Origin of the sequence: Sorangium sp. So ce281, from assembly GCF_051527395.1 — a bacterium.
GTDB classification, from domain to species: Bacteria; Myxococcota_A; Polyangia; order Polyangiales; family Polyangiaceae; genus Sorangium; species Sorangium cellulosum_B.
On record NZ_CP150322.1, the window covers coordinates 8,091,764 to 8,117,680 of the forward strand.

Genomic DNA, 25,917 nt, shown 5'->3' on the forward strand with positions numbered 1-25,917 from the left:
CGACGCCGGCGTGCTCCACCGGAGAACGAGGAGATGATGAACCAGGCTCTTTCCCTCGAAGCGATACGCACCTTGCGAGAGGCTCTTTCGTGGAAATACCCATCCGACGCCGAGGTGCGCCGATTCCTCTTTGACATCAAGCTCGACGCGACCCGCATCGCCTTCCACAACCGAGCGGACCTCACCTGGCACAGCGTCCTCGACGAGGCGCAGAAGCGGGGCGCGCGGTGGGTCTACGCGGTGCTCGACCGCGCCATCGAGGAGTACCCCGAGGACGAGATCCTCAGGCGCTTGCGCGAGGGCGCCACGGTACGCTACGCCGAAGGGCCGAGCATTACCTCGCTCCCGTGGCGGGGCAGCGGCGGTCCGCCGCTCGAGAAGATCCTCGGCACGCAGAGCTCGCTCGTCCCTGTGAGCTACCTCGAGATCGGCATTCGCCGCGCTCAGGCGGTCGCACGCATCCAGGTCTCCGACGGCTCGCTCGGAACGGGCTTTCTCATCCCCGGTGACCTCCTGGTCACCAATCACCACGTCCTCGGTGACCGAGACGCCGCTGCCGCCGCAACCGTCCAGTTCAACTACCAGAAGACGGTGGAAGGCCGCGACGCGGAACCGGAGGAGTTGCGCTTGGATCCCGACGCCTGCTTCGTTACCTCCAGCGACGACGACTGCACGATCGTCAAGGTCGCGGGCAGGCCCTCCGCACGCTGGGGGACGATCGCGCTCCAACCATCCCGGGTCGAACTCGGCGAACGGGTCAACATCATCCAGCACCCCGGCGGCGATCAGAAGCAGCTCTCATTCTTCCACAACCTGGTTGTTTACGTGGGCGAGGGCCGCGTGCAGTACCTGACCGACACACTGCCCGGCTCATCGGGCTCGCCCGTCTTCAACAAGCACTGGGAGCTCGTCGCGCTGCATCACAGCGGCGGATGGCTCCTCGAGCCAGGAACCAAGGACCGCTTCTTCCGCAACGAAGGGATCCATGTCGATCGGGTGGTGGATGTGCTCCGCATGTGCCGTTGAGATACGGAGCTCATCACCTGCCGTTCCAGGCCAGAGGGCGTCGTCCACGAGGACGATACTCAACGAAACCCCGCAAACACCACATCTCTCGGAGGCACACGACGGCAAATCGACTCATCCTTCTCTCGTGGTCTACAGGACCAGAGTCGCACGCGAATCGAAGACAATAACCCAACCAGTCGAACCAAAGCCAATAGCGCGCAACATCAACCTGGAAACAGCCACCAACAGAATCGATCTACAGAATACAAACGTCGATCTTTACAATCTCGAGAAACTGATTCGGAAGCAAGGAGAGATCCACATGGCAGAGCGACAGGTTACGAGGACGGGCAAAGACACCGACGGCGACATCACCAGGCTGTGTAATCACGGGGAGACTTGGTCGCCCCGCTCGAAGAGCGACGCCATCCGGGACATTGACTCGGGAACTCACACGTACGTCGTCTCCTGGCCGGACGGGCGCCGGACCGAGGTCCGGGTCGTGAACGGCCCCACAGGCAGGTACCTGCGGACGGACCGAGACGCCACGACACGAAACAACCTGGCCGACCTCCCGGACTGCTGAGCATCAGGAGAAGAATAAGTTGATGAATACCTCTTCGAGAAGCTACTTCGGTTGATCCGATAGCGTCTCTCGGTATTCCAACCTGTTCGGTACTTGAGGCAGTCGGTTCAATGCATGGCGCTGTTCGTCAGCCATGCGGTTGACGAACAGCGCCCGCCTGAACATCCACAGCGCCGCGACGATTCGCCTCGACTGTAACCACCATACCGCCCTCGCCGACACACGCGTCGACTGCTGCGGCCAAGGCGATGGAGAGGGGCCAGGCGCGCGATCGCGCCCATGGTCCTCGTTGCCGGCGCTGCTCCCGAGCTCGGCCGGATGGACGAGGACGATGAGCCTTTACCTACCCAACATCTAGCAAGCGAGCTCGCTGCACGCGCCGCTGAGGCCCTCGCGCGCGAGCCCGTCGTACGCGCCGGCGTTCCCGCATACTCGCTTCGAGGCCTTCACGCGCAGGCATCTCGCGCGCCGACGTAGAGGAGAGCAGAGCGCGACGGAGCTCGCCGGCGTCCACGTTCACGCAGAAGACGCCCCGATTTCGTGCTCGATGACCTCGACGCTGATATGCGCGAGGAGCCGGATCTCGCCGTCCCCTCCGCTCGCGCTCCCAGGCGAGGTCGAGCACTTCGGCCGCGGCCTCGTCCCTGCGATGGCGTCGGCCCTCCAAGCAGCCGCCCGATCGCCTCGTTCACCACGCGCGCTGCCTCGATGTCGCCCGCCGCAACAGCCGCCGCCAGCCCCTCCCCGAGCTGCACAAGCAACGTCGCCCTCACCGACGCCGCCCTCTCCCCCACCCCTTCCCCCCAACGCTCTCCCCCGCCCCGCCCACCCCGATCGAATCGCCACGCGCCCCCTCCGAATCGTCACACCCCCGCTCCAACCGCGTCGATCGTCGCCCCCCTCCGATTTCCCCAGCAATTTCGCCGGTTCGCCCCCGTTCCCCCCCAGAGCGCCGTTTAAATCCACCGCGTCTGCCATTTCGCCACGGGGCCAACCATTTGATTTTGCTGAATATTATCGCCTCGTCCTGCTTCGCGCTACCCCCTCCACTGGCTATTCCGCTGGCTTTTCCCCGAGCTCGGGGATCCTCGCGACCAGGGAAGCCAGCTCGCCGAGGGCCAACTCTGCAAACGTCCTCACCGCCCGGCGGTGGCGGCAGCGGCGGTGGCGGCAGCGACGTCGGCGGCATCGCCGGTAGCGTGACCGCGCGGCGAGGCGCGCTCCGTACGGGCGCGACCTCTGCCGTGCCTCGCGACGCTCGGGCAGAGGTGTACGTCACGACAGACTCGCTCGCCTCGGTCGCGAGGATCGGCACAAGAAAGCTGGGCGGACAGCCTGGTGTCCTCTCGCGGATGTCCTGTCAGAAGCCCAGCTCGCAGTGACATGAAAAAGGGCACATCTCACACTCCCCATCTCCCGGTCAGATCAGCTCGACGGCCTGGCAGGAGCCAACTGGCAGCGTCACGCGTGAGGGTCGGTACCCAGCCAGGAAAATCAAACGCCGCTGGGGCAATCAGCTCGACGCATCCGCCCCCAGCCAGTCCGGCGCACCGAGAGAGCTCCTGGGAGCCTTTTATTGGATGTCGGCGGGCTCCGGCCAGGGCTCCTCGCAACGATACGTTGCGTCGCCGGGGCCGCTTGCTGGGTCGAGCCATGCAGCCTCTAGATCAACCATCCTGCTGACCTTGTCGGCCTGGTCCTGTTCCTCTCCATCGGCGCGGCGCTCAGCGCGCTCGGCGAGAACGTGGCGCGGGCGGTACGGCCTTGGCGCGCCTCGCGCGAGCTGGCCGAGAACGAGAACGCCGCGGCGGCGGAGCGCTCCGCCGCGCAGGTCAGAGAGCACACGCTCGCGATGGTCGCCCGCGCGTCAGCCCCCTCCGCCGCCGACCTCGCGCCAGCGGATCTCCACCCGCTTCGCGCCGAGCTGCGTCGCGAGCGCCGTGATCTGCCGCTCGGCCTGGGCCTTCGCGCGCGTCATCACGTTCCCCTCGAGCGCGGCCTTCTCGATCGCCGCCGTCGCCTCCTTCCGGGCCCGCGCCTCGAGCTGCTCGTTGCGCCGCGCGAGCAGGCTGGTCGACCGCGTGTAGACGTATGTCTCGTCCTCGTCGAGCCGGGTCGAGAAGACCTCGGGCGCGGGCAGCGTGAGCCGCGCGACCCCGGTCTCCGGATCCATCGCGATGTCGCCCTCGCCGATCCGCGCGAGATCGACGCCGATCGTGACGTGGCCGACCGCGACGAGCAGGAGGGCGTCGGTGGCCTGCACCAGACCGAACAGGCGGCTCTGCCGGTCGGCCAGATCCACGACCTTCTCGACGTGCACCTCCGTTGTCTCGAGCCGCGACAGGTCGCGGATCGCGATGACGAGCGCGGGAGACGGCCGCGCGACCACGCCGCTCGAGGGCGCGGGCGCGCCGAGGCGCGGCGCCACCACGAGCGCGCCGAACCCGACCGACGCGAAGAGCGCCACGACGAGCAGCGCGATCCGCGCGGCGCGGCCTGCCTGCGGGCGAGAACGCGGCGCGTGGACTGCGACCGAAGCGTAGGGGTCCTGGAGCGGGCCTTCCATCGGGGTGTCTACCTTGGAGGATCACAGGCGCGCAGCAGGCGCCCGCGGCAGCTCAGCTGGACACCGATGACCAGAGGCGCCGCGCGTCCTCTACAGAGAGTACCCAGAACTGGAAGGCCGGAGAGCGAGAAGTATCGACCAGCCCAGCCCAGCCCAGCCTACCCCCGCCCCGCCCCGCCCCGCCCCGCCCCGCCCGCTCGCCGCGCAGCGCGCCGGCGGCTATGCCGCCGCGACCCGCCTCACGCCGCCCGCGCCGTCGACCGCGGCGGCGCCGCCGCCTGCTCCGCCCTCGAGGACGAGAGCGCCTGCTCGAGCATCCAGTCGTCGACGTCGCCCTCGGCCGCATGCTCCAGGGCGAGCCGCACGTCTCGGTTCGCGCAGCCCTCGGCCGCGATCCGCAGCCGCTCCTCGCTCTGGCCGTCGCGCGAGCCCGCGAGCGCGAGCGCGGCCCCGATGCGGAGCTCGGCCGGCGCCCCGCCGTCCTCGAGCACCATGAACGCCTGCTCCCGCGTGAGCTTCGCCGTCCGGTAATCGGCGCCGGCCTCGCCCACGAGGCGGCGCAGCGCCGCCCGCCAGGCGGGCGCAGGCAGGCCGCGGCGCCCGAGGAGCGCCACCGCGCGCCCCGCCTCGTGGGCGCCGCGCCCGCTCCGCTCCCGCAGCAGCGCGAGCAGGTGCTCGCGGCGCCGCTCCGCGAGCACCATGCTGAGCCCCGTCTCGCTGGGATCACGCAGCAGCTGCGGCGGCACGAGGGTGAGCGAGAGCTGCTCGCCTCCGGTGAGCGCGAGCTCGACCCCGAGCGCCGTCTCCTCGACCCGCTCGATGCTGCCGAAGGAGATGAAGCGCTCGCCGGCGTCGTCCCGGAGCGAGAGCCCGTCGCTGCCCGCCACCAGCACGCGGCGCGCAGAGCCCTCCCTGAGCAGCGCCGCCAGCACCCACGCCGAGGCGCCCGTGACGACGCCGAGCGAGAGCGCCACGTCGAAGTCGAGCACCGACCAGCAGAGCAGCGACATGAGCGCCGCGACCCCGACGAACAGGCGGCGCCGCGGCAGCGACGGCGCGTCGTCGTAGAGCCGCGCGCTCCACGTGCCCCGCGCTCGCCCGGCGGCGATCACGCCGAGCAGCCGCTCCGCGTCGACCGGATCGTCGACGCGCACCCGGATGACATCGCCGTCGTCGGTCTTCAAGGCGACCTCGCCGCCGGAGCTCGAGAGCCGCGCGCGCGTGAGCGAGAGGAGCGGGAACGCGCGCCGATCGCCAGGGCGCTCGATCCACAGCGCGTTGCTCACCCGGACGACCGCCGCGCCGGACGAGCCCACCGCCGCCCAGAGCCAGGCGATCGGCGTGTAGAGCAGGCACGCCAGGCAGAGCAGCGCGAGCAACGACCCGAGCAGCGCGAAAGGCACCATGACGGCCGCCACGATCGGTCCCGCGAGCGGCTCCACGAGCGACGCGACGGAGAAGACGACGAGGAGCCACGCGAGCGCCGACGAGAGCAGCCGGCCGATGGATCGAGCATCGGCGTAGGGCTGGATGAGGACCCCACACCGCTTGAACACGCCGTCGCTTCCAGCGGTCCCTGCCACCCCACCACGGTGAAGGCACCCGCTTGCGAGTTCAAGCGCACAGCGCAATTTCAACGCAGGAGGAACCCCTGCGCTGCCGTCCCCGGCGACCGCGCTCAGTACGCGTCCGCCGGGGCGCGCGCGTCCGCGGGGAGCGTGAGCGGGAGCATCTCCACGGCCGCATCCCCGCCGGCCAGCCACTGATACCGCGCCAGGTTCGAGAGGACGCGACCCACATAGGCGCGCGTCTCGTTGTACGGGATCCGCGCCACCCACACGTCGGTGTCCCGGTCGATGCCCCCACCGAGCCAGTGCGACACCGCCTTCGGACCGGCGTTGTACGCGGCCGTCGCGAGCGGCAGGCTGCCCTCGAACGTCCGGAGCAGCTTGCCGATGTAGAAGCCGCCGAGGCGCAGGTTGAGCGGCGCGCTCTTGAGCTGCCCGAGGTCGAAGCCGAGCGAGAGCTCGCTCGCAGCCTTCTCGGCCGTCGACGGCATGAGCTGCATCAGGCCGACCGCGCTCGCGGGGCTCACCACGACAGGGTCGAACGCGCTCTCCTGGCGCATCAGCGCGTGAACGAGGCCCCTCGGCAGCCCGTGCTGCGCCTCGAGCGCGCGCACCTCGCCGGCGTACGGCTCCGGATAGACGCACTCCCACGTCCAGCGATCGGCCTGCGAGGGCGCGCGCTGGAGCGCCGCCGCGGAGACCGCCTGCGTGCCCACGCGGTAGCGGCGCTTCGCGGGCGAGAGCATGCCGTACATCCGGCAGAGCGCCTCGCTCTCCTGCCCCGCATAGGCCGCGGTCGCCTCTCGCTCGTTCTCGGCGAGGTAGCTCTCCGCGTCGCCGTCGAGCCCCATCGACGCGAGCAGCGCCGCGGCCGGCGGCAGCTTCACCTCCACCGCCCTGGCGTCCCCGAGAGACGCCGGGACGAGCAGCGGCGGCATGGGCGCGCCCACCGCCGCGAGGCGCGAGCGCGAGAGCAGCGCGCCCCACGAGAGCGGCTGCTCCCGCATCACCTGCGTCCAGAGCCGCACCGCGCCGTCGCGGTCGCCGCCGCGCAGCGCCGCGAGCCCGGCGAGCTCGCGCAGCCGCGCCGCGTCGGCCGGCCTCGCGTCGCGCGCGAGCTGCTCCAGCGGCCGCCGGGCGCGCGCGGCGCCGCCCGTCGACAGCGTCGCGAGCGCCCGCTCGTAGACCGCGTCGCCGCGCCGATCGCTCCGCGGATAGGCGCCGAGGAACCGGCCGTACTGCGCGACGGCCTCCGCGTAGCGCCCGACCTGCATGAGGAGCCGCGAGGCGAGCAGGCTCGAGAGCTCCCCCCAGCGGGTCTTCCGGAACCTGCGCGCGACGGCGAGGTGCCGCTCGATCGCCTCCGCCTCGCGCCGGAGCCGCGAGAGCGAGCGCGCCGCGAGGTGCAGCTGCTCGGCCTGGCGCGCCGACGGCGCGGCGGCGACCTTGAGGAACGCCGCGGCCGCGGCCTCGTAGTCGCGCGCCCGGTAGAGCGCCGTGGCCCTGCGGTGGTGGAGCTCCGGCGCCGGCACGCCCGACATCTTGTCGAGCTCGGCGATCGCCTCCGCCGCGCTGCCCCCGGCGACCATGGCGTCGACCTTCTGGAGCCGCTCCTCCTGCGAGAGCTGCCCCGGCAAGGCGGCGAGGAGCGCCGCGGCCTCGCGCCCGTCGGGCGACGACGGCGCGCTCTTCACGATCCACCGGAGGTCGGCGTGCGCGAGCGCCGCCGCGGCGGCCTTCTCCCCCGGGCGCTCGGCGGCGTCGCGCACGCCGAGCTGGACGCGCGCCCGCGCCATCCGCGCCGCCGCCTCGTCGCGCGACCTGCGCGCGCGCTGCGCCGCGGCCACGGCCCGGTCGGCGAGCGCGCGCGCCTGCTTGAGATCGCCGCCCTTCATGGTGGCGAGCGCGGCGCGCGCGAGGCCGGGCGCGCTGCCCGAGCGCTCGAAGTACGCCGCCGCCTCGAGGAACGGCCCCGCCACGAACGCCGCCTCCGCCCGGTAGCGCGCCACCTCGCGCGAGAGGAGCGGCAGCTCCTGCTCCAGGCCATGCAGCAGCTCCACCGCCTTGCCGTGATCCCCGAGCTCGAACGCGACGCGCGCCCGCGCGTACTTCATCGAAGGCAGCGCGCGCTGCTCCATGGGCAGGGCGTCGAGCCGCGCCGCCGCCTCGGCCCAGCGCTCGAGCCGCACCGACTCGACCCAGGCGCCGTCCACCAGGGACGGCGCGGGCAGCGCGAGGGCGAGACCCGCGGGCGGCGCGAGGGCGAGACCCGCGGGCGGCGCGGCGCGCGCGGTGCTCTGCGACGGGGGCGGCCCGGCCGCGTGGTGCTCCGCGCACGCGGAGAGCGAGAGGCCGAGGACCCACGCGACGGCCAGCCGGCGGCGCGCTCCCCCTGAAGACGGCTTCGGTGGCGACGGAGCCCGTTTCATAGCCGACCCGGCGCGTTGGACGACCCGCCGGCAGCGCGCCCTGAGGACGGAGCCCCGCGGAACGACGGCCTCCGCGCGCAGGCCGCTCGAACCGCAGCGCACGCGCTGCCGACCCCTTTAGCTAGCAAGCCTGGGCCCGGGGTCGCAAACAAAGTGTCGGGCCCGACGCGATCCACCGCTTCCCGATCTCCACGTCCTCCTCGAACAGGAAGGCCGCGACCTCGTCGAGCGAGCCAGCGCGGTTCGGCGGCGCACCCAGACGCAGCGCGGCGGCCTTGCCGAACGCGGCGACCACCGGGTGCGGCGAGCTCGCGAGCCGCAGGAGCTCGGGTACGAGCTCCACCGCCCCGAACGCGCCCGCGAGGACCGCCGCCAGCGGCCGCGGATCGGCGGGGCAGTCGTAGCTCCACGACAGCGCCGAGCGCAGCACCGCGATCGTCTCGGGCGCCGCCGCGCGCGCCGCGGCCGTGCGGTAGCCGCCCACCGGCAGCGCGAGCTGCGCGTCGCCGCGGCTCGTCGCGCAGATGCCGTCCGCCGCGTGCAGCAGCGCCGCGGCGATCGGCTCGGTCACGCCGTCGCCGAGCGCCGTCAGCCCCTCGACGTCGGCGGCGACGGGCCGCGACGCCTCCTGCGCATACCCCTCGAGGTTGGCGAGGAGCCGCTCCAGGTCCACCGCGCCCGCGGCGCGGCCCGCCAGCACCTCGCGCTCGGTGTGCACCGTCACGAGGCTCGACACGATGGCCGGCGTCCCGCCGCGCATCGTGTGCGACACGTCCACGCTCACCTGCTTGACGGCGGGCCACCGCAGCACCCGCGGCTCCGTGTCCGGGTCGACGACGATCCCCCAGGGCACGACGGCCATCGTCACCTCGCGGGCGCCGCGCTGGATCGGGGGGCGGTGCTCGGCGCGGACCAGCGCGAGCAAGCCGAGCGCGCCCCCCATCGCGATGAGCCCCAGCGAGAGCGCGTGGCTCCCGGCGCTCCAGACGGCCGCGGAGGCGCCCGCCAGCCCCGCGGTCCCGGCCGCGGCGAGCGCGCCGGTCGAGCCGGGCTCCGGGTGGAGCCACACGTAGCGGAAATCCGGCGGAGGCAGCTTGCGCAGCACGGTGACGACCCCGGACCACGAATCTAGGCTGCCACGCCATCACGCGCCACCACGCGCCACCGGGGGCGCGGGGGCGCGCGCGGCATGCCACGGCGCGTCGGAGGCGCGCTCCACGCCCATGGCGGCGCTCCACGCGCGCTGCGCGGTGGTAGCTTCGCGGGCGGTGCTGCTCTCCCGCGTCCGCCTCGTCCATGTCGGCCCGTTCGAGGACCTCTCGCTCTCGCTCGAGGACGCCGCCGGCGCGCCGCGCCGGCTCGTGGTCCTCTTCGGCGGCGACGGCGTGGGCAAGACCTCGATCCTGTCGGCGATCGCGTCGACCCGGCCCGGGTACGCGGTCGCGCAGCCGAGGCCGCGCGGAGACGACGGCTCGCAGCCGCTCGTCGTCGCCGACTGGATGCTCGGCGCGGACGACCCGGCGCGCGCGCACCCGCTGCGGGTCACGAGCCCGAACGCGCGCCTCGACGAGCCCGAGGACGCGGCGATCTTGCGGCGGAGGGAGCAGTCGCTGTTCGAGCGGCGCGCGGCCGAGGGGGGCTTCGTCCTGGTCGCGCTCTCGGGGGCGCGCTGGTTCTCCCGCAGCGCGCTCGTGCTGACGGCGCCCGAGCGCAGCATCCTCCGCTACGACGTGCGCGCGGCCGCGAGCTTCGACGACGCGACGCGCACCGACCTCGCCCGCGAGACGAAGCAGGTGCTCTCGTTCGTCCCGATCGCGGCGGCGATCGCGCGCGAGGGCCGGAAGAGCCGGCCGGAGGTGCTCTCCGACGTGCAGCCGGACGCCCGGCCCGGCGCCCAGGCAGAGCGGCTCGGCGCGCTCGATCGGGCGCTCAAGGAGGTGCTCGAGGCGCTGCTCGACGGCCACGGCGTGACGTACGCCGGCGTCGATCCGCTCCGGCTCGAGCCGATCTTCGAGCGCGCGGACGGCCAGCGCGTCGACTTCGACGATCTCGGGCGGAGCGCGCGGCACACCGTCGCGTTCGGCGCGCTCGCGCTCCGCGCGCTCGCGTCCGCGCACCCGAGCGGCGATCCGCGCCTCGCCGAGGGCGTCGTGCTGCTCGACGACATCGAGGCGCAGCAGCCGGTGCACCGCCAGCGATCGCTCGCCGCGCGCCTGCGCGCCGCGCTGCCCAACGTGCAGTGGATCGTCACGACCTCATCGCCGGCGATCGCGCTCGGCTGCGAGCTCTCCGACGTGATCGCGCTCCGCCGCGAGCCCTCGTCGGGGCGCGTCGAGCTGCACGAGGGCCCGGACGCCGTGCTGCACTGAAACACGCGGCGCCGCGCCTCCCTCCGCTCCCGGGCTCCTGCGCCGCGCGCGTCAGGCGAGCGGCACGGCGAGGAGCACGACCTCCTTGCCGCGGACCTCGATCTTGTAGCGCATGGGCTTTCCGTGCTTCCGCCCGAGCTCCTGCTCGCTCGCCTTGAGGCGGGCGACGAACGCGTCGCGGGTGATGTGGTCCACCGGATCGCCGAGCGACTTCTTCGCGGCGATGTACTCCGCGAAGATGCGCGCGTAGTAGGCGTCCTCCGGCTCCTCGAGCAGCGCCTTGGCGTCGGCCGGGATCTCCCCCGCGGACAGCGCGGCCATCCGCTCGTCGACCTCGAGGGCGTCCCGGAAGGACGCCGACGTCGGCGCGCGCGACGGGCGCCCCTCGGCGTCGGTCTCGTCCTCCTGCACCCCGAGCAGCTGGTTCAGGAGCGAGTTCAGGCGGAACACGAGCCCGCCGAGCTCGGCGTGCTCGATCTGGAACCGGAGGTCGGTCCGGCCGTTCATGATCGCGAGCAGGCCGTCCTCGATCTCGGAGACCGGCTGCGAGATGTACGCGTCCAGGAAATACGCGGCGATCACGACGAGCACGAGCCCGAGCGCGGTGACGCCGAGGAGCGGCCAGAGCAGCGCGCTCGCGAGCCCCGGCGTCCGGAGCTGCGCGATGCTGAGCAGCACCGCGCGCCGCCCGTCGCCGTAGCCGTCGAGCGCGTGCCCGACAGCGCTGTACTCGCCGGACAGCCCGCCGATGTCGACCGTCTGGCCGGAGCGCAGCGCCTTCAGCGCGCCGTCCTTCGCCGGCGACGCCGTGAGCGCCGCGACCAGCTGCGGGGAAGCGTCACGCGATTTCGCCACCACGTCGAGCCCGTCGCCCGACTGCGTCGCGACGACGAGGACGCGCCCGCTCGTGCGCTCGCTCGCGTTGGTCAGCCGCTCGTCGTTCAGCGCGGTGCCCACCGCGACGGCGCCGATGATCTGCCCGGCGTCGCTGCGGATGGGCGCGTAGGACGCGAGCAGCTGCTCGTTGCGCGCCCGGCTGACCCACACGTCCGAGCCGGTCACCCCCTGCTCGATGGCGAGCTTCAGCGACGGGTAGACGGCGCCGAGGTCGTCTCCGCGCATGAGCGCGGAGGCGTTCCGCCCGAGCACCACGCCCTTGGTGTCCACCAGGACCACGAGCGAGGGCGGGGTCCTGGCCAGCTCGGGCGAGGCGGCGACCGCCTCCCGGATGGCGTTGGCGGCGCTGGTGGCCGCCTCGGCGCGGGCCGGGGCGGTGCCGGCGTTGAACGGCTCGCGCAGCTTCGGGTCGCTCGCGTAGGAGTCGAGCCACCGCTCCAGCACGAGGCCGTCCACCTGGAGCTGCGCCATGGCGGCCGCGAGCGCGCGCGGCGCCTCGCCGGGGCGCCCGATCTCCGCGAGGGAGGCGCGCGTGAGGGCGTAAAAAAGCCCTCCGACCATGAGGACAATCACGGCGAAGACTGCGATGATCTTTCCGCGCATCCTGCGTCTCCACTCCTTCTTTCCGGGGCTCAGGGCAAGCTACCATCCGCTGCGGCGCTGCTACAACTCTCCACCCAGCTCATGGTGCACTTGAATCAGCCGCACTCCGAAGCCCCGCGCCTCTACGTCGTCGACGACGCGCTGTTCGAGCAACATCGCTCGCGAGGCGCGCACCCTGAGCGCCCGGAGCGCCTCGAAGCCGCCCGCCGCGCCATCGAGCGCTGCGCCGCGGCCGGCCTCTCGCTGGAGCACGTGGCGTCGCGCGACGCCACCGAGGAAGAGCTCGCCCGGGCGCACGCCCCGCGGTACCTGGAGTCGCTCGGCCGGCTCAGCGGCCACTATGCGGCGCTCGACCCCGACACGTACGTGGTCCCGCGCTCGGTCGAGGCGGCGAGGCGCGCCGCGGGCGCCGCGGTGGCGCTTGTCGACGCGGTGCTCGCCGGCCCCGGCCGGCTCGGGGTCGCGCTGCTCCGTCCGCCCGGCCACCACGCCACGCGCGACGCCGGCATGGGCTTCTGTCTCCTGAACAACGTCGCCGTGGCGGCGCGGGCGGCGCTGAGCAGCGGGCTCTCGCGGGTCGCGGTGGTCGACTTCGACGTGCACCACGGCAACGGCACGCAGGACATCTTCTGGGACGATCCGCGGGTGCTGTTCTGCTCGCTGCACCAGTGGCCGTTCTATCCCGGCACCGGCGCCGCCGGCGAGCTCGGCGGCGGCGACGGCGACGGTTACACGGTGAACGTGCCGCTGTCCGACGGCGCGACGGACGCGGTCTACGAGGCTGCGTTCGACGAGCTCCTCCTTCCGGTGCTCGACGAGTATGCGCCCGAGCTGATCCTGGTCTCGGCGGGGTTCGACGCGCACGAGCGCGATCCGATGGCGGCGATGAAGCTGTCGCGCGCCGCGTACGCGGCGATGGGCCGCCGGCTCGCGGCGATGGCGGCCGCGAAGGCGGGGGGGCGGCTCGCCATCTTCCTGGAGGGCGGCTACGACCTGGCCGCGCTCGAGAGCTCGCTCGCGTCGGCGCTGCTCGCGGCGTCCGGCCGCGAGGCAGCAGACGACCCGGCTGGAGGGTCGGTGCCGCCGGCGCAGCCCGCGCAGCGCGCGCCGATCTCGACCCGCCACCGCGCGGACCTGGACCGGGCGCGCCGGGCCGCGCTGCGCCGGTGGACGACGCTCTGACCGAGGCGACCGGCGGCGCGCGCCCGGGAACGCGCCGGGACGCGGCCGAGGCGTGAACGGGGCCGGGGGCGCGGGGACGCCGGACGCCGGACCAGAAGGAAGAGCGACACGCGGTGCGTTTCCGTGATTGCACTCTGCGCGGAGCTGAGTATTCTGCCAGGCCTTCGCAGCCCACGGGCCGCGAAGAACGGTGGGTATAGCTCAGTTGGTAGAGCACTGGATTGTGGCTCCAGTTGTCGCGGGTTCGATTCCCGTTACTCACCCCAGGTAGAACAGGCCGAGGCCGCCCAGCAGCGGCAGCCTCGGGGTCTCGGCTGCGCGAGAGCACGAAGGCGGAGCGGCAGGCCCGCTGATGCGTGCCCGCCGGCCTCCTCGCTGGCGCTCCACGGGCTCGACCGCGACGCGTCGACAGGGAGCGAGCGCCGAGCGGCGCATCGCGAGGGACCGCGACGCTGGCGCTCGATCCGCTGACACCTGACGCGCGCCGTGGCCTCGGGCCCCGAGCCCCGGCGCGACGGTGCCGGCATGCGGCGCCCTGTCCGCGGGAAAGCGACGCGCGCTCTCCGCGACCTCCCGTCCTCCATCCCTCCACGAGCCGAACGGCGTTCCCCCTGGCCGACGCCGCGCGAGCGCGGCCCGACCCCGGTCCGAGGCCCGGCGCCGCCCGAGACCATCGATGAGCGCGCCCGCGCGCCACACCACGAGCGCGCTCGCGCGCCATCACGAGCGCGCTCGGACACCCCATCATGGACGAGCTCGCGCGGTGTCGCGAACCGCTCGCTTCGATAAGCGCCCTTCGCGCCTCGGAGCTATCGATTCATGGATATCCGTCCACCGCAGTGAGCCGTTATCCATTCTCACGGAGACAGCAAGTCTCATCTCTGTAACCGACTCGCCACACACCCCGCGTAGCGTCCGCGCGCATGAAGACCACTCTCCCCGGGAGCCGCGCGTCGACGGCGCGCCTCATCTCCGCCGTTTTCATCGCGTTCAACGCACCTCAGCTCGCGGCGTGCGCCGCGGATTCTTCGAGCGATGTTTTGGATCCTACCGAGTTGCCGGCCCCCGGCGCCGTCGATGTCGTCCGCCCGCTCACGCTCTCGGAGCGCGCTCGTGTGCCCGAGAAGGAGCCGGGGTTCGTCGCCGCGGCGCTGGGGGACCACGAGCTCGTCATCACCCATGACGGCAGCATGACGCCCTTCGCCGCGGGCGACGTGCTCGGCGGCACGCAGGGAGGCGGCTACCTCGCCCGCGTCGTGCGCGTACGCACGATCGACGCGACGCGGGTGGCGCTCGCGACGACGCCCGCTCCTCTGACGGAGTTCATCACCGAGGGCCATTTCCGCGTCCACTACGACGCGCGCGAGTACGCGCGCGCCATCGACGATCACGTCGCGCGCACCCGCGAGCTCGGCGTGGAGGACGGCGAGCAGATCGCGAGCGCGGCGGAGGCCCTGAAGATCTCGTCCGGCGCCTCCCTGAAGCTCCTCGATCTCTCGTCGGCCTCGCTCCCTGCGTCGTGCGGGGTCACCGCGCACGGGACGGCGGCGCTCGACGTCACGGCCGAGCTCTCGCCGGCGCTCGATCTCGAGGTCCACATCGGCCCGAGGGGTAAGCTCAACCCGGTGCCGGAGCTGAAGCAGCTCCGCCTCGTCGCGTCGGGCCAGCTCGACGTGAGCGCCAGGCTCCAGGGCACCGGCACGGTCACGGGGAGCTGCTCGGTCGATCTCCTGGAGCTCGCCGGGGGCGTCCCGAGCCTGCCGCTGCCGACGCTGACCTTCTGGGTGGGCCCCGTCCCCGTCATCGTCACGACGAACGTCGTGCCGAGGGCGACTGCGGATCTGGGGCTGTCCTTCACGGCCGCCGAGGTGGAGGCCGAGGCGCAGGCGACCGCCGAGATCGAGGCCGGGGTCGACTACAAGAACGGCACGTGGAGCACGATCTGGGAGCCCTCCGGCTCGGCCTCGGGCTCGGCCTCGATCGGGGCGCCCGGCCCGATCACGGCGTCCGGCAAGGTGAGCGCCGGCGCGGAGCTCCGGGCGCGCCTGTACGGCATCGTCGGTCCGAACGTCGGAGTCCAGGCGTACGCGCGCGTCACGGCGGAGACCGCGCCGCCCTACTGCGCGTACGACGCGCGGGTCGACGGCGGCGTGCGGGCTTACGCCGAGGCGGTGGCAGGCGTGTCGGTCGGCCCGCTGGATCTGACGCTCAAGCGCCTCGAGCTCGTCGAGCTCGATCTCCTGCGCTTCGACGGGCCGCGCGCCTCGGGCCCGCTCCGCGACGCGCCCGAGTGCGACGCGGAGCCCTGATCGCGCCGCCCCTCATCGCGCCATCCGTCCGGGAGGCGGGGGCGCCTCGCCTCCCCGCGCGCGGGGAGGCGGGGGCGCCGCGTTCAAGGGTCCGCGCACGCGACGTAATCACAGGACGCCTCGTTCACGCACTCCTCGGTTCGCTCCACGAGGTCATTCCCCTCGAGGCCAAGGCACGCGGTCTCGCAGCTGGTCTTGCTCGGCGGCGGAGCGTCGTTCTCCTCCGCGCAGAGGATGCGGTGCTTGCAGAGCTCACTGCATGCGTTCAGGATCTCTTCGTCTTTGCACCCTGCGGCCCCCGCGGCCAAGAGGCCGAGGACGGCGGCGATGACGAGCGGGATCGATCGGAGTTCTGCGTTCTTCATGGGCAGCTCACCTCGGTTGTGGAACGGAGACTCTCCCCGGCGAGCGACCCGCTGCCGACCGGCAGCCCGCGTCAGCGCACGAGAAGAAGGCGAGCGCGCGACCCGGCACGGTAGCAGCGCTTTGCAGAAGGCCAGCGCGCCTCACCACGAGGCCACGCCTCCGCGCAGAGCATAGACGAATCCCTGGCCGCCGCCCACCGCGCGGCGGCAGCGGGAACGGAGAGGACGAGATGACGCGAAGACCTCGGCCCCGCGCCGACGTCATCTCCGTTCCCGCTGCCGCACCCCCGCGCTGGCTCGACGCGCCGGGCGTGGTACATTGCGTCATCGCGCGTCCTGACGCGCCCTCCACGATCGACGACGAATGCCCTCCAAGGAATCCGACACCCTGCTCGAAGCCGATCCAGCCGAGCGACCGGATCGCGAGAAGCCCGAGCCCGCGCGGCTCCCTCTCGTGCTCTTGGTCGACGGGGACAGGAGCATCTGGCAGCCGCTCGGCGCGCTCCTCTCGAGGCGATATCGCCTCGTCGTATGCTCCTCGGCCGTGGACGGGGTCGCCGCCTTCACCGAGGACACGTGCGCGGTGATCGTCGATGCGCGGATGTCAGGGCTGGAGGGATTCTGGGTCTGCGACCAGATCCGCAAGGTGCAGCCGGAAGTGCCCGTGATCTTCTATTCGGCTCATCACGACGAGAAGGACTCGTTCGAGGTCATCAACGCGCACCGGCCATTCGCCTATGTCGACGAGCACGGCGCGGAGCAAAAGCTCCTCGACGCCCTCGAGAAGGCGACGCGGATATTTCAAAGCACCCTCCGCAGCAGGCGGATCATCGAGCGGCTGCAGCGCCGCCGGCTGGAGGCGGTCTGACGCCTCGGCAGGGCGAGCCGCGCCCGCGCGGCGATCGGCGGGATCTGTGGCGCACGCTGGCCCAGCTGGCGCTCAGCCTGTCCGCGCTCTTCGCGGGGATCGCGCTCGCGGCGCACCTCGCCCGCGAGCAGCTCGACGCGCTCGGCCGCGCGTTCGTGGACCGCTTCGGCCTCGCCGGGATGTTCGTCGGCACCTTCCTCGCCGACGCGTTCTCGTTCCCGATCCCGCCGCAGTTCTACATGCTGACCGCGATCACCTCGGGTGGCTCGCAGGTCGCGCCCCTGATCGCCATCTCGACCGCCTCGCTCGTCGGCGGCTGCACGGGGTATCGCCTCGCCGGCCGCCTCGCGCGGCTCCGCCTCTTCGCGGCGCGCATCGAGCGGACGCGAGCCAGGATAGACCGGCTCTTCGAGCGTTACGGCCACTGGGCGATCGCGATCGGGAGCATCTCGCCGATCCCCTTCTCGATGCTCTGCTACCTGTCCGGGCTGTACCGGATCCCGCTGCGCTACTTCTTGACCATGGTGCTGTTCCGGGTGCCCCGGCTCCTCCTCTTCTACGCGCTCATCCGGGCGGGATGGAGCCAGTGAAGCCGGCGGGATGAGCGCTATCGAGGGCTGTCGGTCTCCTCGGGCGACGGGTTCACCCTGACGCGCTCCAGGATCTGGTCGACCATGCCGAGATCGATCCCGGAGCGCTCCACGACGTTCCTGGAGAACAGCCGAGTCGCCTCCTTCGCGAGCTCCTCGTCCGGGAGGAACGGCCGCGCGGGCGACCGCGGCGCCGGCAGGCCGATCTCCTTCTCGAGCTCGGAGATCGCCCGGATCATCTCCTGGTAGCAGGCGGAGGCGATCTGCACGGCGAACGGGAACACCTGGACGTTGCCCCGGCCGGCGCGCACGGCGTGCAGCGTCGCGGCGGCCTGCTCGGCGAACTGGCGACTCCCGTACGCGTTGGCCATCTGCGCGTACATCGCGATGGACTCCTGGTCCGCCGCGAGGTCCTCCTCCTTCGTGCGCGGCGCTCCGGACGGGGGCACCGACGACCACCGGACGATCATCCGCGCGTAGTCGTCGAGCGCGCGCCGCTGGAGCGCCAGTCGCTCCAAGAGCGCTTCTCGCCGCTGTCTCAGGAGCTCCGCTCTCTCCTCGTGCTCGGCCCGCCGCTCCGCGCTGAGATCCGCCGATCTCCGCGCCAGGTAAGCGCCGATGAAGAGGGCGACGCCGTTGCTGACGGCGATGAAGAGCATCTCCAAGATCTTGGGATCCATGCCGGTGCCCACGACTTCTATCACGTTCGCGCTGAACGCAGTGAGTTGCCGGAGGATGCGGAGAAAAGTTGGCCGCCGCCCTCCTCCCGTGCAGGTGCGCCGTCATCCCACAGGCGGCCGTGGCCGCGCTCGGAGCCGCGCGGGCAGGCGTGATAGGATGTCCGCATGACCGGTTCACTCGACGCCGGGGCCGGCCCGCACCTGGATGGGCTCGCGGGCCCGCTGCGCGAGGCGCTGGGGAGGAGCCTCGCCGACCGGCTCGCGCGCCGCCCCGGGGCGGAGCTCAACCTGGACAACGCGTTCTGGGGCGCCCCCGAGCCGCGCGACCTCGGCGAGGCGCTCACCCGGTTCGGGCCGACGTGCGTCAACGTCGTTGTGCGCATCTTCGAGCGTATCCGCGGCATCGACCCGACGCTCGGCCTGTGGATGCAGATCAGGTATCTGCGCAACGTCTGGTGCGGCGGGAGCGCCGGATTCAAAGTGGTCTACGTGGAGCCGGCGGCCATGCGCGAGCGCCTCGACCGCCACTTCGCGGGAGCGGGCGGCCGCCGCGTGGCGCGCGACACGATCCTCGGGGGGATCGAGCACCAGCGGGGCGCGCTGCTCGGCTCGCTCACGGCGAGCATGGCGGAGCTCTTCCGGGGCGGCGAGCCGCTCGACGCGGACAGCTGGCGCGAGGTGCACCGGCCGGATCGGGAGGCGGTTCACCTCTGCGTCGGCAAGCACGAACCGCGGCCGCCGGAGCTCGACGACATCCACCTCGACTGGAGGTCGCCGGTGGTGGGCGTCGACGAGGAGCGCCGCCGCTGCCGGTACGGGCTCCTCATCGGCGTGGTCCACTGGGTGCAGGCGCGGTTCGGGCTCGGCAAGCCGGTGTTTCCGTTCCAGAGCATCGATGAAAGGGTCGCCGCCCTGGCCGGGCGCCGCGAGGCACCGGCGCGCTGGGCCGAGTTTGCGGCGCGCTGGCGCGACGCGCGGTGGCCGCTCGCCCTGCGCGGCGGCGCCGGCGCAGAGGAGGCGCAGGCGTGGCTTCGCGAGTGCGACGAGCTGGTCGCCGCGCAGCGCGCGGACGCGTGAGAGGCCACAGGCGGCCGGCATGCCCTACCCCGCTCCCGACGGCGCCCAGCTGATCGAGCACCTCGGCGCCGGCGCCACGTTCGACGTCGCGCTGGTGCGGCTCGGAGGCTCGCCGCCCGGCCCCACGCTGGTGTGCAAGCGCCTCGCCCCCGGCGTCCTCCACGAGCACGCTGGGCGGGCCGCCATGGTCCGCGAGGCGAAGGTCCTCTCCCTCGTTCGCCACCCCGCCCTGCCCGCGCTCGCGCGCGTCGGCGCCGATCGCCACGGCCCATTCCTCCTCGAGACCCGACGCGAGGGCACCTCCCTCCGCGACGTGCTCGACGGATGGCGCGGCCGCGGCCGGACGCCGCCCGCGTCGCTCATCACCCACGTCGTCAGGACCGCGCTCGAGACGCTCGCCGAGCTCCAGGAGATCGAGGACGCCGGAGGCCCGATCCGCTTCGTTCACGGCGATCTCGGCCCTGATCACGTGCTGCTGGGCCCGCTCGGCGACATCGGCCTCGTCGACCTCGGCGCCGCGCGGTTCCGCGGCATGGATCCGGACCTCGAGACCGCCGACCGGGGCACGGTTCCCTTCGTTGCCCCCGAGATCGCCCGCGGCGAATCCCCGCCGACCCAGCGCGGCGACGTCTACTCCATGGCGGCGACCCTCGTCTCCTTCGCCACCGGCGCGAGCCTGACGCGCGCGCGCGAGCAGGCCGCGGCGCTCGTCGAGATCAGCGAATCTGGCCTCTGCCTCGACCCGCTCTCCGTCACGGACGCGCTCTCGCCGGGGCAGCGCCGAGCGCTCGCTCGCGCGCTCGATCGCGATCCGGAGCGCCGCGCCGGGACGGCGCGGGCGCTGCTCGACGCGTTCAACGCGGCCGCTCCGCGGGCCGAGGGCGGCGCCGTGTCAGCGCGCTGACCCGGCTCTCCTGCGCGCCAAAACCGTGGACGCACGCGGCCCACGAGATAAGTCTCGCCCGCATGAAGCCCCACCTAGGTCACGACAAGCTCGGCCTCGACACGCTCGCGATCCACGCCGGACAGCCGCCGGATCCGACGAGCGGCGCGGTCATGACGCCGATCGTCCTCTCGAGCACCTTCGCTCAGGAGCGGCCGGGCCACCACAAGGGGTTCGAGTACTCCCGCAGCGGCAACCCCACCCGCAAGGCGCTCGAGGAGTGCGTCGCCGCGCTCGAGGGGGGGCGCCATGGCTTCGCCTTCGGCAGCGGCTCCGCGGCGACCGCCACCCTGCTCCACACGCTTCGCCCCGGAGATCACGTGCTCTCGGGCGATGACGTCTACGGCGGCACCTTCCGGCTCTTCGACAAGGTCATGCGGCCGATGGGCATCGCCTCGACCTCGGTCGACATGAGCGACCTCGACGTCGTCCGCAAGGCCCTCACCCCGGCCACGCGGATGATCTGGATCGAGACCCCGACGAACCCGATGCTCAAGATCTTCGACATCGCAGGGCTCGCCGAGATCGCGCGCGCGCACGGGGCGCTGCTCGTCGTCGACAACACCTTCGCCACGCCGGTGCTCCAGCGGCCGCTCGACCTCGGCGCTCACGTCGTGGCGCACTCGAGCACGAAGTACCTGAACGGGCACTCGGACGTCGTCAGCGGCGCGCTGGTCACGTCCGAGGACGCGCTCGCGGAGCGGGTCGGGTTCCTGCAGAACGCGATCGGCGCCGTCCCGAGCCCGTTCGATTGCTACCTCGTGCTCCGCGGGATCAAGACGCTCGGCGTGCGCGTGCGCCAGCAGTGCGCGTCGGCCGCGCTCATCGCCGGGAGGCTCGCCGGGCACCCCGCCGTCCAGGCGGTGCACTACCCCGGCCTCCCCACGCACGCCGGCCACGCGCTCGCCGCGCGGCAGATGCGCGCGCCCGGGGCGATGATCTCGTTCGTCGTGCGCGGCGGCCTCCCCGTCGCCTCGGGGTTCCTCGAGCGGCTCGCGATCTTCGCCTGCGCCGAGAGCCTCGGCGGCGTCGAGTCGCTCGCCGAGCACCCCGCCCTCATGACCCACGCCTCCGTGCCCGCGGCGGCGCGGGAGGCGCTCGGCATCGCCGACGGCCTCCTCCGGCTCTCGGTGGGCCTGGAGGCCAGCGAGGACCTCTGGAACGACGTCGCCCAGGCGCTGGACGGCGCGCAGGGGCGCGCGGCGGGCGCGTGAGCGCGCGCGGCGCTGCCGCCGTTTGATCGCGGACCCCCGAGTACGATAGAAGCGAGGAGCGGCCTCGGGGCCGCCACCTACCACCGGAGCTTTCCATGCGTCTCGCTCGCCTCAGCTTCGTGCCCGTGCTCGGCCTCCTCCCCCTCCTCGGCCTCGGCTGCAGCGGCGCGGAGCCGCCGACCCCGCGCGGCGCATACAAGATGAACTTCGCCGACCCGGGCATCGACTGCTCCGCACCGGGGCATATCGCGACCCTTGGCGACGTGACCGATATCCAGAAGGCCCGACTGGTCACCGACGGCGAGGACAGCGCCTCGGTCGACTGCTCCGTGTCCGGCTCGGGCACCTTCTCCGTCTCGGCGGTGGCCAAGAACCCCGCCGAGGCGGCGGAGGTCCACGTCAAGATCGACGCCATCTCCCCCGCGGCGACCCGTGACGCGCCGGCCTCCGGCAGCATCAGCTTCTCCTCGGCGAAGACGGGCGGCCAGACCTTCTACTCCGATACGGCGACCCCGTGTAAGTTCTGGTTCGAGGGCAAGCAGGGGGTCGACGCGGGCAAGATCTGGGTCGGCTTCGAGTGCCCGGCGATGCTGAACGAAGGCGAGACATGCCAGATCAGGCTGGGCGTCCTGGCCTTCGACAGCTGCGGAGGCTGAGCGGCGCTGGCAGCTGGCCGCTGGCTGCTGACAAAGGCGGGCGCGCGGGGGCCGCCCCCCGCGCGTCAGCTCTTCTCGGAGCGCGAGGCCGACACCGCCGGGACCGTCGATCGATCGCCCATGCTGACCTGCTGCGAGTCGGCGGGCGGACCGATCGTCGCGCTGTTCGGGAGCTCGGCGTCGTCCCGATCGTCGATCCGGATCACGAGCGCCGTGATGTTGTCCTCTCCGCCGTTCTCGTTCGCCTTGGCGATGAGGCGGCGGCACATCTCCGGGACCTCCTCGGTCGAGCTCACGATGTGGAGGATCTGGTCGTCCGAGAGCATCCCGCTCAGGCCGTCGGAGCAGAGCAGGTAGACGTCGCCGGGCTGCGGCTCATCGCTGATCAGATCCACGGAGACGCTGTCGTGCATCCCGAGCGCGCGGGTGATGACGTTGCGCGGAAGCTCGGCCCGCTGCTCCTCGGTGAGCTCGGGCATCGCCATGATGTAGTCGTTGAACAGCGAGTGATCGCGCGTCAGCTGGCTGATCGAGCCCTTGCGGACGCGGTACGCGCGGCTGTCGCCCACGTGGCCGACGTAGATCCGGTTCTTCTTCTTCGAGAAGAGCGCCCCCACGACCGTCGTGCCCATCCCGGCGCAGTCGCGCGACCGGATGCTGCGCTCGAAGATCTGGCGGTTCGCGACCCGGATGCCCGCCTGGAGCCGGTTCTCCTCCTCCGACAGGCTGGTGTCGAAGTGGAATGGCCAGGTGGCGTCCTCCCGCGACGTGGACCGGAAGAAGTCCGCGATCGACTCGGTCGCCAGCTTGCTGGCCACGTCCCCCGCGCGGTGGCCCCCCATGCCGTCCGCGACGATGAACAGATCGTACTCCGACAGGACGGCGTAGCTGTCCTCGTTGTGGTCGCGTTGGAGACCAACGTCCGTCATTCCTGAAGCGATCGCTCGCATAACCTCGGGAATCCTTGAGACGGCTCCGGGCCTTCGGCTTCGAACACCAACCATTTCACGCTAGCGAAAACCTGTCAAGCAGGGCCTCTCGGCCCCGAATGGGCGTCTTCAGAGCCTTCGCGCGTCTTCTCACGCCGTTCACGCCCGCGCCGTTCACGCCCACGCCTCACGCCTGCGCACGCCCAACCGCCGACCTTCCTGATGCTACCGACTCCGACCGGGGGGACCGCAAGCCTCTTTTTCACTTCTTCGCTTCACGGGACGGTCCATTGTGAGCTGGGCTGGTCCCGGGCACGCCTCGCCCCGTGGCGCTCGGACGCAAGCGCCGGCGCGGGCGGCAGCGCGCGGGTCGCGCGCGGGCAGGACAACAGGGCTGCGAAGCATCGCCAGACCAGGTCGGGCTCGGCACACGCGGCATCACGACGCGCTGGGGGGCTGCTGCCGGCAGGCGATGTCTCGCGCATCGCACGCCGCCGCCGCGCCGCCCTCCTCGAAGGGCCCGGCCCCATCGCGGGCCGCGGGGAGGGGCGGCCGCAGGGCGCTCCGGCCTACCGAGCTTCGGTCGCCGACGCCCGCCCGGCCGAGGGCCCGCTCACACGTCCAGGATGTCCTTTTCCTTGCCGGCGATCACCGTGTCGACCTGCTTCGTCCCCTCGGCCACCACGTCGTCGACCTTCTTCTTGGCCCGATCGGCCTCGTCGCCGCTGACGTCACCGTCCTTCTCGAGCGAGTCGATCATCTCGTTCGCGTCCCGGCGGTGCTTCCGGATGGCAACTTTACATTCCTCTCCGTTCTTCTTCGTCAGCTTCACCATCTCCCTGCGCCGCTCCTCCGTCAGCGGCGGGATCGGGAGTCGGATGAGATCCGCGTCCACCTGGGGATTCAGGCCGAGATCGCTCTCCCGGATCGCCTTCTCGATCGCTTTCACCTGGTTCTTCTCCCAGGGCTTGACGCTGATGAGGCGCGGCTCCGGCACGGACACCGTGGCCATCTGCACGATCGGCGTCGGCACGCCGTAGTAGTCGACGCGGATGCCGTCGAGCATGGCCGCGTTCGCGCGCCCGGTGCGCACCTTCGCCAGGTCTCGCCGGAGAGCTTCGATGGCCTTCTCGATCCCTTCGCGCAGCTCCTTGATGACGTCCTCGAGCATGATCCGGCTTCCTCCGTGTGGGGCTCGCCCAGCCCGCCCTCTTCGCGGGCGGGGGCGGAGCTTACCGCGTATTTCCGGGCCGGCGGAGAAATCGATCCGCCCGACCTCGCCGGCGTCGCGGTCGGAAGAACGCGCGCGTCCGCCTGGGCGCAGGCGGACGCGCGCGCGTCCGAGCGCCGCCGCGCCGTCCCCCCCCGGAGGGCACGGGAGGCGCGCGGCGAAGGCCGCCGAGCGCGCCACCTCCACTGTCGCGATCGTGCCGAGCTGTAGTAACTCTGGGAGGCAGGGCGACCCGATGCGCGATCTGGACTGGAACAGCTTCGACGTCCTCGTCGTCGACGACGAGCAGGACAACCTCGACGCGTTCCGGTTCGCCTTCAGGAAGTCGTTCAAGATCCATTATGCGCTGGGCGGCGCCGAGGCCCTCTCGCTCCTCGATCGCCTCGATCCTGCGGTGATCGTGGCGGACCAGCGAATGCCGGGGATGAGCGGTATCGAGTTCCTCAAGCAGGCGAAGGAGCGGCGGCCCGACGCGGCGGGCGTGCTGCTCACCGCCTACGCGGACATGACGGTGCTCATCGACGCGGTCAACTCGGGCGCGGTCGACCGGTACGTCCAGAAGCCCTGGAACTCGAGGGAGCTCGCCGTCATCCTCCGGCAGGCGATCGCCGGGGTCGCCACCCTCCGCGAGAACCGGCGGCTGCGCGAGCAGCTCGCGCAGTACGCGGGCTACCTCGAGCGCGAGCAGCGGGACCCGATCGATTTCGGCGAGATCGCCGGCGAGAGCGAGGCCATGCGCGAGGTCGCCGCCCGGATCGGCGAGGTGGCGAAGGCGGCGACGCACGTGCTGATCGAGGGCGAGGAGGGGGCGGAGAAGGAGGTCGTCGCCCGGGCGATCCACGTGGGCTCCCCGCGGGAAGAGCAGCCGTTCGTCAAGGTGACCTGCGCCGCGTTCCGGGGCGACACGCTCGAGCGCGAGCTGTTCGGCTGGCGGCGAGGCGCCTTCGACGGCGCGTTCGCCGAGCGCGCAGGCCGGCTCGAGCTCGCCCACCGGGGGACGATCTACCTCGACGAGCCGGCGCCGCTCACGCCCTCGCTCCAGGCGAGGCTGCTCCGCGTGCTCACCGACGGCGAGATCGAGCGGCTCGGGTCGACGGAGACCACGCGCGTCGACGTGCGCGTCGTGCTGTCGCTCACGCCCGGCATCGACGAGGCCTGGGCGCGCGCGGGCGTGCTGCCCGAGCTCGTCTCCCGGCTCTCGGTGTTCCCGCTCAGGCTGCCCCCGCTCCGGGAGCGGCGCGAGGACATCCGCGCGCTCGCCGAGCACTTCCTGCGCAAGGTCGCGCGGCGCAACGCCCGCGCGGCCACCGCGCTGTCGGAGGAGGCGATCGCGAAGCTCGCGGCGTACCCGTGGCCGGGGAACGCGCGGGAGCTGGAGAACGTGGTCGAGCGCGCCGCCATCCTGTCGCGCGGCGACGTGATCCTGCCCGAGCACCTCGCGTTCACGGCGCGCGCGCAGCCGGCCGAACCGCCCGCGCGCGCGCCCAGGGCCGCCGCGCCGGCGGAGCCGGAGGCGGACGCGGCCGGAAAAGAGCCCGCCGCGCCGGCGTTCGCGCGGCCAAGGCTCGACCTGAGCTCCCAGCTCGACGACATCGAGCGGCGGGAGCTCCTCGCCGCCCTGGACCGCTGCGGAGGGAACAAGGCGGAGGTCGCGCGGCAGTTCGGCATGCAGCGCACGACCCTCTATTACAGGCTGAAGCGGCTCGGAATCGAAGGTTGAAGACGGTCGAAGACGGTCGACGAGGGCCGGCGCTCCCCGACGGCACCCGACGGTCGCTGACGGCCCGCCGGGGCGCCGCGGCGCGTGGCCACGGTCGACGCCGGGGGCGACTTGCGGCAGATTGCGT

21 protein-coding genes and 1 tRNA gene are annotated in these 25,917 nt (G+C 72.4%); 13 read left to right on the forward strand and 9 right to left on the reverse strand.

Annotated features, from left to right (window positions below; translation table 11 throughout):
• Nucleotides 1-36 precede the first annotated feature (36 nt).
• On the forward strand, nucleotides 37-1,026 hold the full coding sequence (locus tag WMF27_RS30650) for a trypsin-like peptidase domain-containing protein (RefSeq protein ID WP_437944546.1): 990 nt from the start codon (nucleotides 37-39) through the stop codon (nucleotides 1,024-1,026).
• A gap of 127 nt (nucleotides 1,027-1,153) precedes the next feature.
• Entirely contained in the window at nucleotides 1,154-1,594 is a 441-nt protein-coding gene (locus tag WMF27_RS30655) for a DUF3892 domain-containing protein (RefSeq protein ID WP_437765326.1), read from the forward strand.
• Nucleotides 1,595-3,461: 1,867 nt separating this feature from the next.
• On the opposite strand, the gene WMF27_RS30660 is transcribed toward WMF27_RS30655, so the two are convergent.
• The 4 genes from WMF27_RS30660 to WMF27_RS30675 all read right to left on the reverse strand — a co-directional run bounded on the left by WMF27_RS30660 (nucleotide 3,462) and on the right by WMF27_RS30675 (nucleotide 9,262).
• Nucleotides 3,462-4,160 (reverse strand): DUF4230 domain-containing protein, encoded by a 699-nt coding sequence (locus WMF27_RS30660; protein ID WP_437765325.1) that lies wholly within the window; start codon nucleotides 4,158-4,160, stop codon nucleotides 3,462-3,464.
• A 239-nt stretch (nucleotides 4,161-4,399) separates the two neighbouring features.
• Nucleotides 4,400-5,716: a hypothetical protein gene (locus WMF27_RS30665; protein ID WP_437765324.1), complete on the reverse strand. Its 1,317-nt coding sequence runs from the start codon at nucleotides 5,714-5,716 to the stop codon at nucleotides 4,400-4,402.
• A 122-nt stretch (nucleotides 5,717-5,838) separates the two neighbouring features.
• Nucleotides 5,839-8,157 (reverse strand): transglycosylase SLT domain-containing protein, encoded by a 2,319-nt coding sequence (locus WMF27_RS30670; RefSeq protein ID WP_437765323.1) that lies wholly within the window; start codon nucleotides 8,155-8,157, stop codon nucleotides 5,839-5,841.
• Between the two features lie 121 nt (nucleotides 8,158-8,278).
• Entirely contained in the window at nucleotides 8,279-9,262 is a 984-nt protein-coding gene (locus WMF27_RS30675) for a hypothetical protein (RefSeq protein ID WP_437765322.1), read from the reverse strand.
• A gap of 163 nt (nucleotides 9,263-9,425) precedes the next feature.
• Between WMF27_RS30675 and WMF27_RS30680 the strand changes: the two genes are divergently transcribed.
• On the forward strand, nucleotides 9,426-10,526 hold the full coding sequence (locus tag WMF27_RS30680; RefSeq protein ID WP_437765321.1) for a hypothetical protein: 1,101 nt from the start codon (nucleotides 9,426-9,428) through the stop codon (nucleotides 10,524-10,526).
• A gap of 51 nt (nucleotides 10,527-10,577) precedes the next feature.
• Here the strand turns inward: WMF27_RS30680 and WMF27_RS30685 are convergent, their stop codons facing one another.
• Complete coding sequence (locus WMF27_RS30685) at nucleotides 10,578-12,026, reverse strand: MXAN_5187 C-terminal domain-containing protein (protein ID WP_437765320.1); 1,449 nt, start codon at nucleotides 12,024-12,026, stop codon at nucleotides 10,578-10,580.
• A gap of 81 nt (nucleotides 12,027-12,107) precedes the next feature.
• Between WMF27_RS30685 and WMF27_RS30690 the strand changes: the two genes are divergently transcribed.
• The 3 genes from WMF27_RS30690 to WMF27_RS30700 all read left to right on the forward strand — a co-directional run bounded on the left by WMF27_RS30690 (nucleotide 12,108) and on the right by WMF27_RS30700 (nucleotide 15,517).
• Nucleotides 12,108-13,208, forward strand: coding sequence for a histone deacetylase family protein (locus WMF27_RS30690; protein WP_437765319.1), 1,101 nt, complete (start codon nucleotides 12,108-12,110; stop codon nucleotides 13,206-13,208).
• Between the two features lie 190 nt (nucleotides 13,209-13,398).
• Nucleotides 13,399-13,474: transfer RNA gene (locus WMF27_RS30695), tRNA-His, on the forward strand.
• Between the two features lie 657 nt (nucleotides 13,475-14,131).
• Nucleotides 14,132-15,517 carry a hypothetical protein gene (locus tag WMF27_RS30700; protein WP_437765318.1) on the forward strand — a complete coding sequence of 462 codons (1,386 nt, stop codon included), beginning with the start codon at nucleotides 14,132-14,134 and terminating at the stop codon, nucleotides 15,515-15,517.
• A gap of 83 nt (nucleotides 15,518-15,600) precedes the next feature.
• On the opposite strand, the gene WMF27_RS30705 is transcribed toward WMF27_RS30700, so the two are convergent.
• Nucleotides 15,601-15,882 carry a hypothetical protein gene (locus tag WMF27_RS30705; protein ID WP_437765317.1) on the reverse strand — a complete coding sequence of 94 codons (282 nt, stop codon included), beginning with the start codon at nucleotides 15,880-15,882 and terminating at the stop codon, nucleotides 15,601-15,603.
• A gap of 364 nt (nucleotides 15,883-16,246) precedes the next feature.
• On the opposite strand from WMF27_RS30705, the gene WMF27_RS30710 reads away from it, so the two are divergent.
• Nucleotides 16,247-16,750 (forward strand): response regulator, encoded by a 504-nt coding sequence (locus WMF27_RS30710; protein WP_437765316.1) that lies wholly within the window; start codon nucleotides 16,247-16,249, stop codon nucleotides 16,748-16,750.
• Between the two features lie 155 nt (nucleotides 16,751-16,905).
• Nucleotides 16,906-17,340 (forward strand): YqaA family protein, encoded by a 435-nt coding sequence (locus tag WMF27_RS30715; protein ID WP_437765315.1) that lies wholly within the window; start codon nucleotides 16,906-16,908, stop codon nucleotides 17,338-17,340.
• Between the two features lie 17 nt (nucleotides 17,341-17,357).
• Here WMF27_RS30715 and WMF27_RS30720 read toward each other — a convergent pair whose 3' ends face one another.
• Nucleotides 17,358-18,020 carry a hypothetical protein gene (locus WMF27_RS30720; protein WP_437943190.1) on the reverse strand — a complete coding sequence of 221 codons (663 nt, stop codon included), beginning with the start codon at nucleotides 18,018-18,020 and terminating at the stop codon, nucleotides 17,358-17,360.
• Between the two features lie 165 nt (nucleotides 18,021-18,185).
• On the opposite strand from WMF27_RS30720, the gene WMF27_RS30725 reads away from it, so the two are divergent.
• The 4 genes from WMF27_RS30725 to WMF27_RS30740 all read left to right on the forward strand — a co-directional run bounded on the left by WMF27_RS30725 (nucleotide 18,186) and on the right by WMF27_RS30740 (nucleotide 21,910).
• Nucleotides 18,186-19,097: a hypothetical protein gene (locus tag WMF27_RS30725; protein ID WP_437765313.1), complete on the forward strand. Its 912-nt coding sequence runs from the start codon at nucleotides 18,186-18,188 to the stop codon at nucleotides 19,095-19,097.
• 19 nt (nucleotides 19,098-19,116) lie between these two features.
• Nucleotides 19,117-20,001 (forward strand): protein kinase domain-containing protein, encoded by an 885-nt coding sequence (locus WMF27_RS30730; RefSeq protein ID WP_437943191.1) that lies wholly within the window; start codon nucleotides 19,117-19,119, stop codon nucleotides 19,999-20,001.
• A gap of 62 nt (nucleotides 20,002-20,063) precedes the next feature.
• On the forward strand, nucleotides 20,064-21,254 hold the full coding sequence (locus WMF27_RS30735; RefSeq protein ID WP_437765311.1) for a cystathionine gamma-synthase: 1,191 nt from the start codon (nucleotides 20,064-20,066) through the stop codon (nucleotides 21,252-21,254).
• Between the two features lie 95 nt (nucleotides 21,255-21,349).
• On the forward strand, nucleotides 21,350-21,910 hold the full coding sequence (locus tag WMF27_RS30740) for a hypothetical protein (RefSeq protein ID WP_437765310.1): 561 nt from the start codon (nucleotides 21,350-21,352) through the stop codon (nucleotides 21,908-21,910).
• Between the two features lie 65 nt (nucleotides 21,911-21,975).
• Here WMF27_RS30740 and WMF27_RS30745 read toward each other — a convergent pair whose 3' ends face one another.
• Together WMF27_RS30745 and frr are read right to left on the reverse strand one after the other, a co-directional pair.
• Entirely contained in the window at nucleotides 21,976-22,839 is an 864-nt protein-coding gene (locus WMF27_RS30745; RefSeq protein WP_437765309.1) for a Stp1/IreP family PP2C-type Ser/Thr phosphatase, read from the reverse strand.
• A gap of 613 nt (nucleotides 22,840-23,452) precedes the next feature.
• A complete protein-coding gene (frr, locus tag WMF27_RS30750; protein WP_437765308.1) occupies nucleotides 23,453-24,010 on the reverse strand; it encodes a ribosome recycling factor in 558 nt (185 codons plus the stop codon).
• 295 nt (nucleotides 24,011-24,305) lie between these two features.
• Here frr and WMF27_RS30755 point away from each other — a divergent pair, with 295 nt between their 5' ends.
• Nucleotides 24,306-25,790 (forward strand): sigma-54-dependent transcriptional regulator, encoded by a 1,485-nt coding sequence (locus WMF27_RS30755; RefSeq protein ID WP_437765307.1) that lies wholly within the window; start codon nucleotides 24,306-24,308, stop codon nucleotides 25,788-25,790.
• Nucleotides 25,791-25,917: the final 127 nt, after the last annotated feature.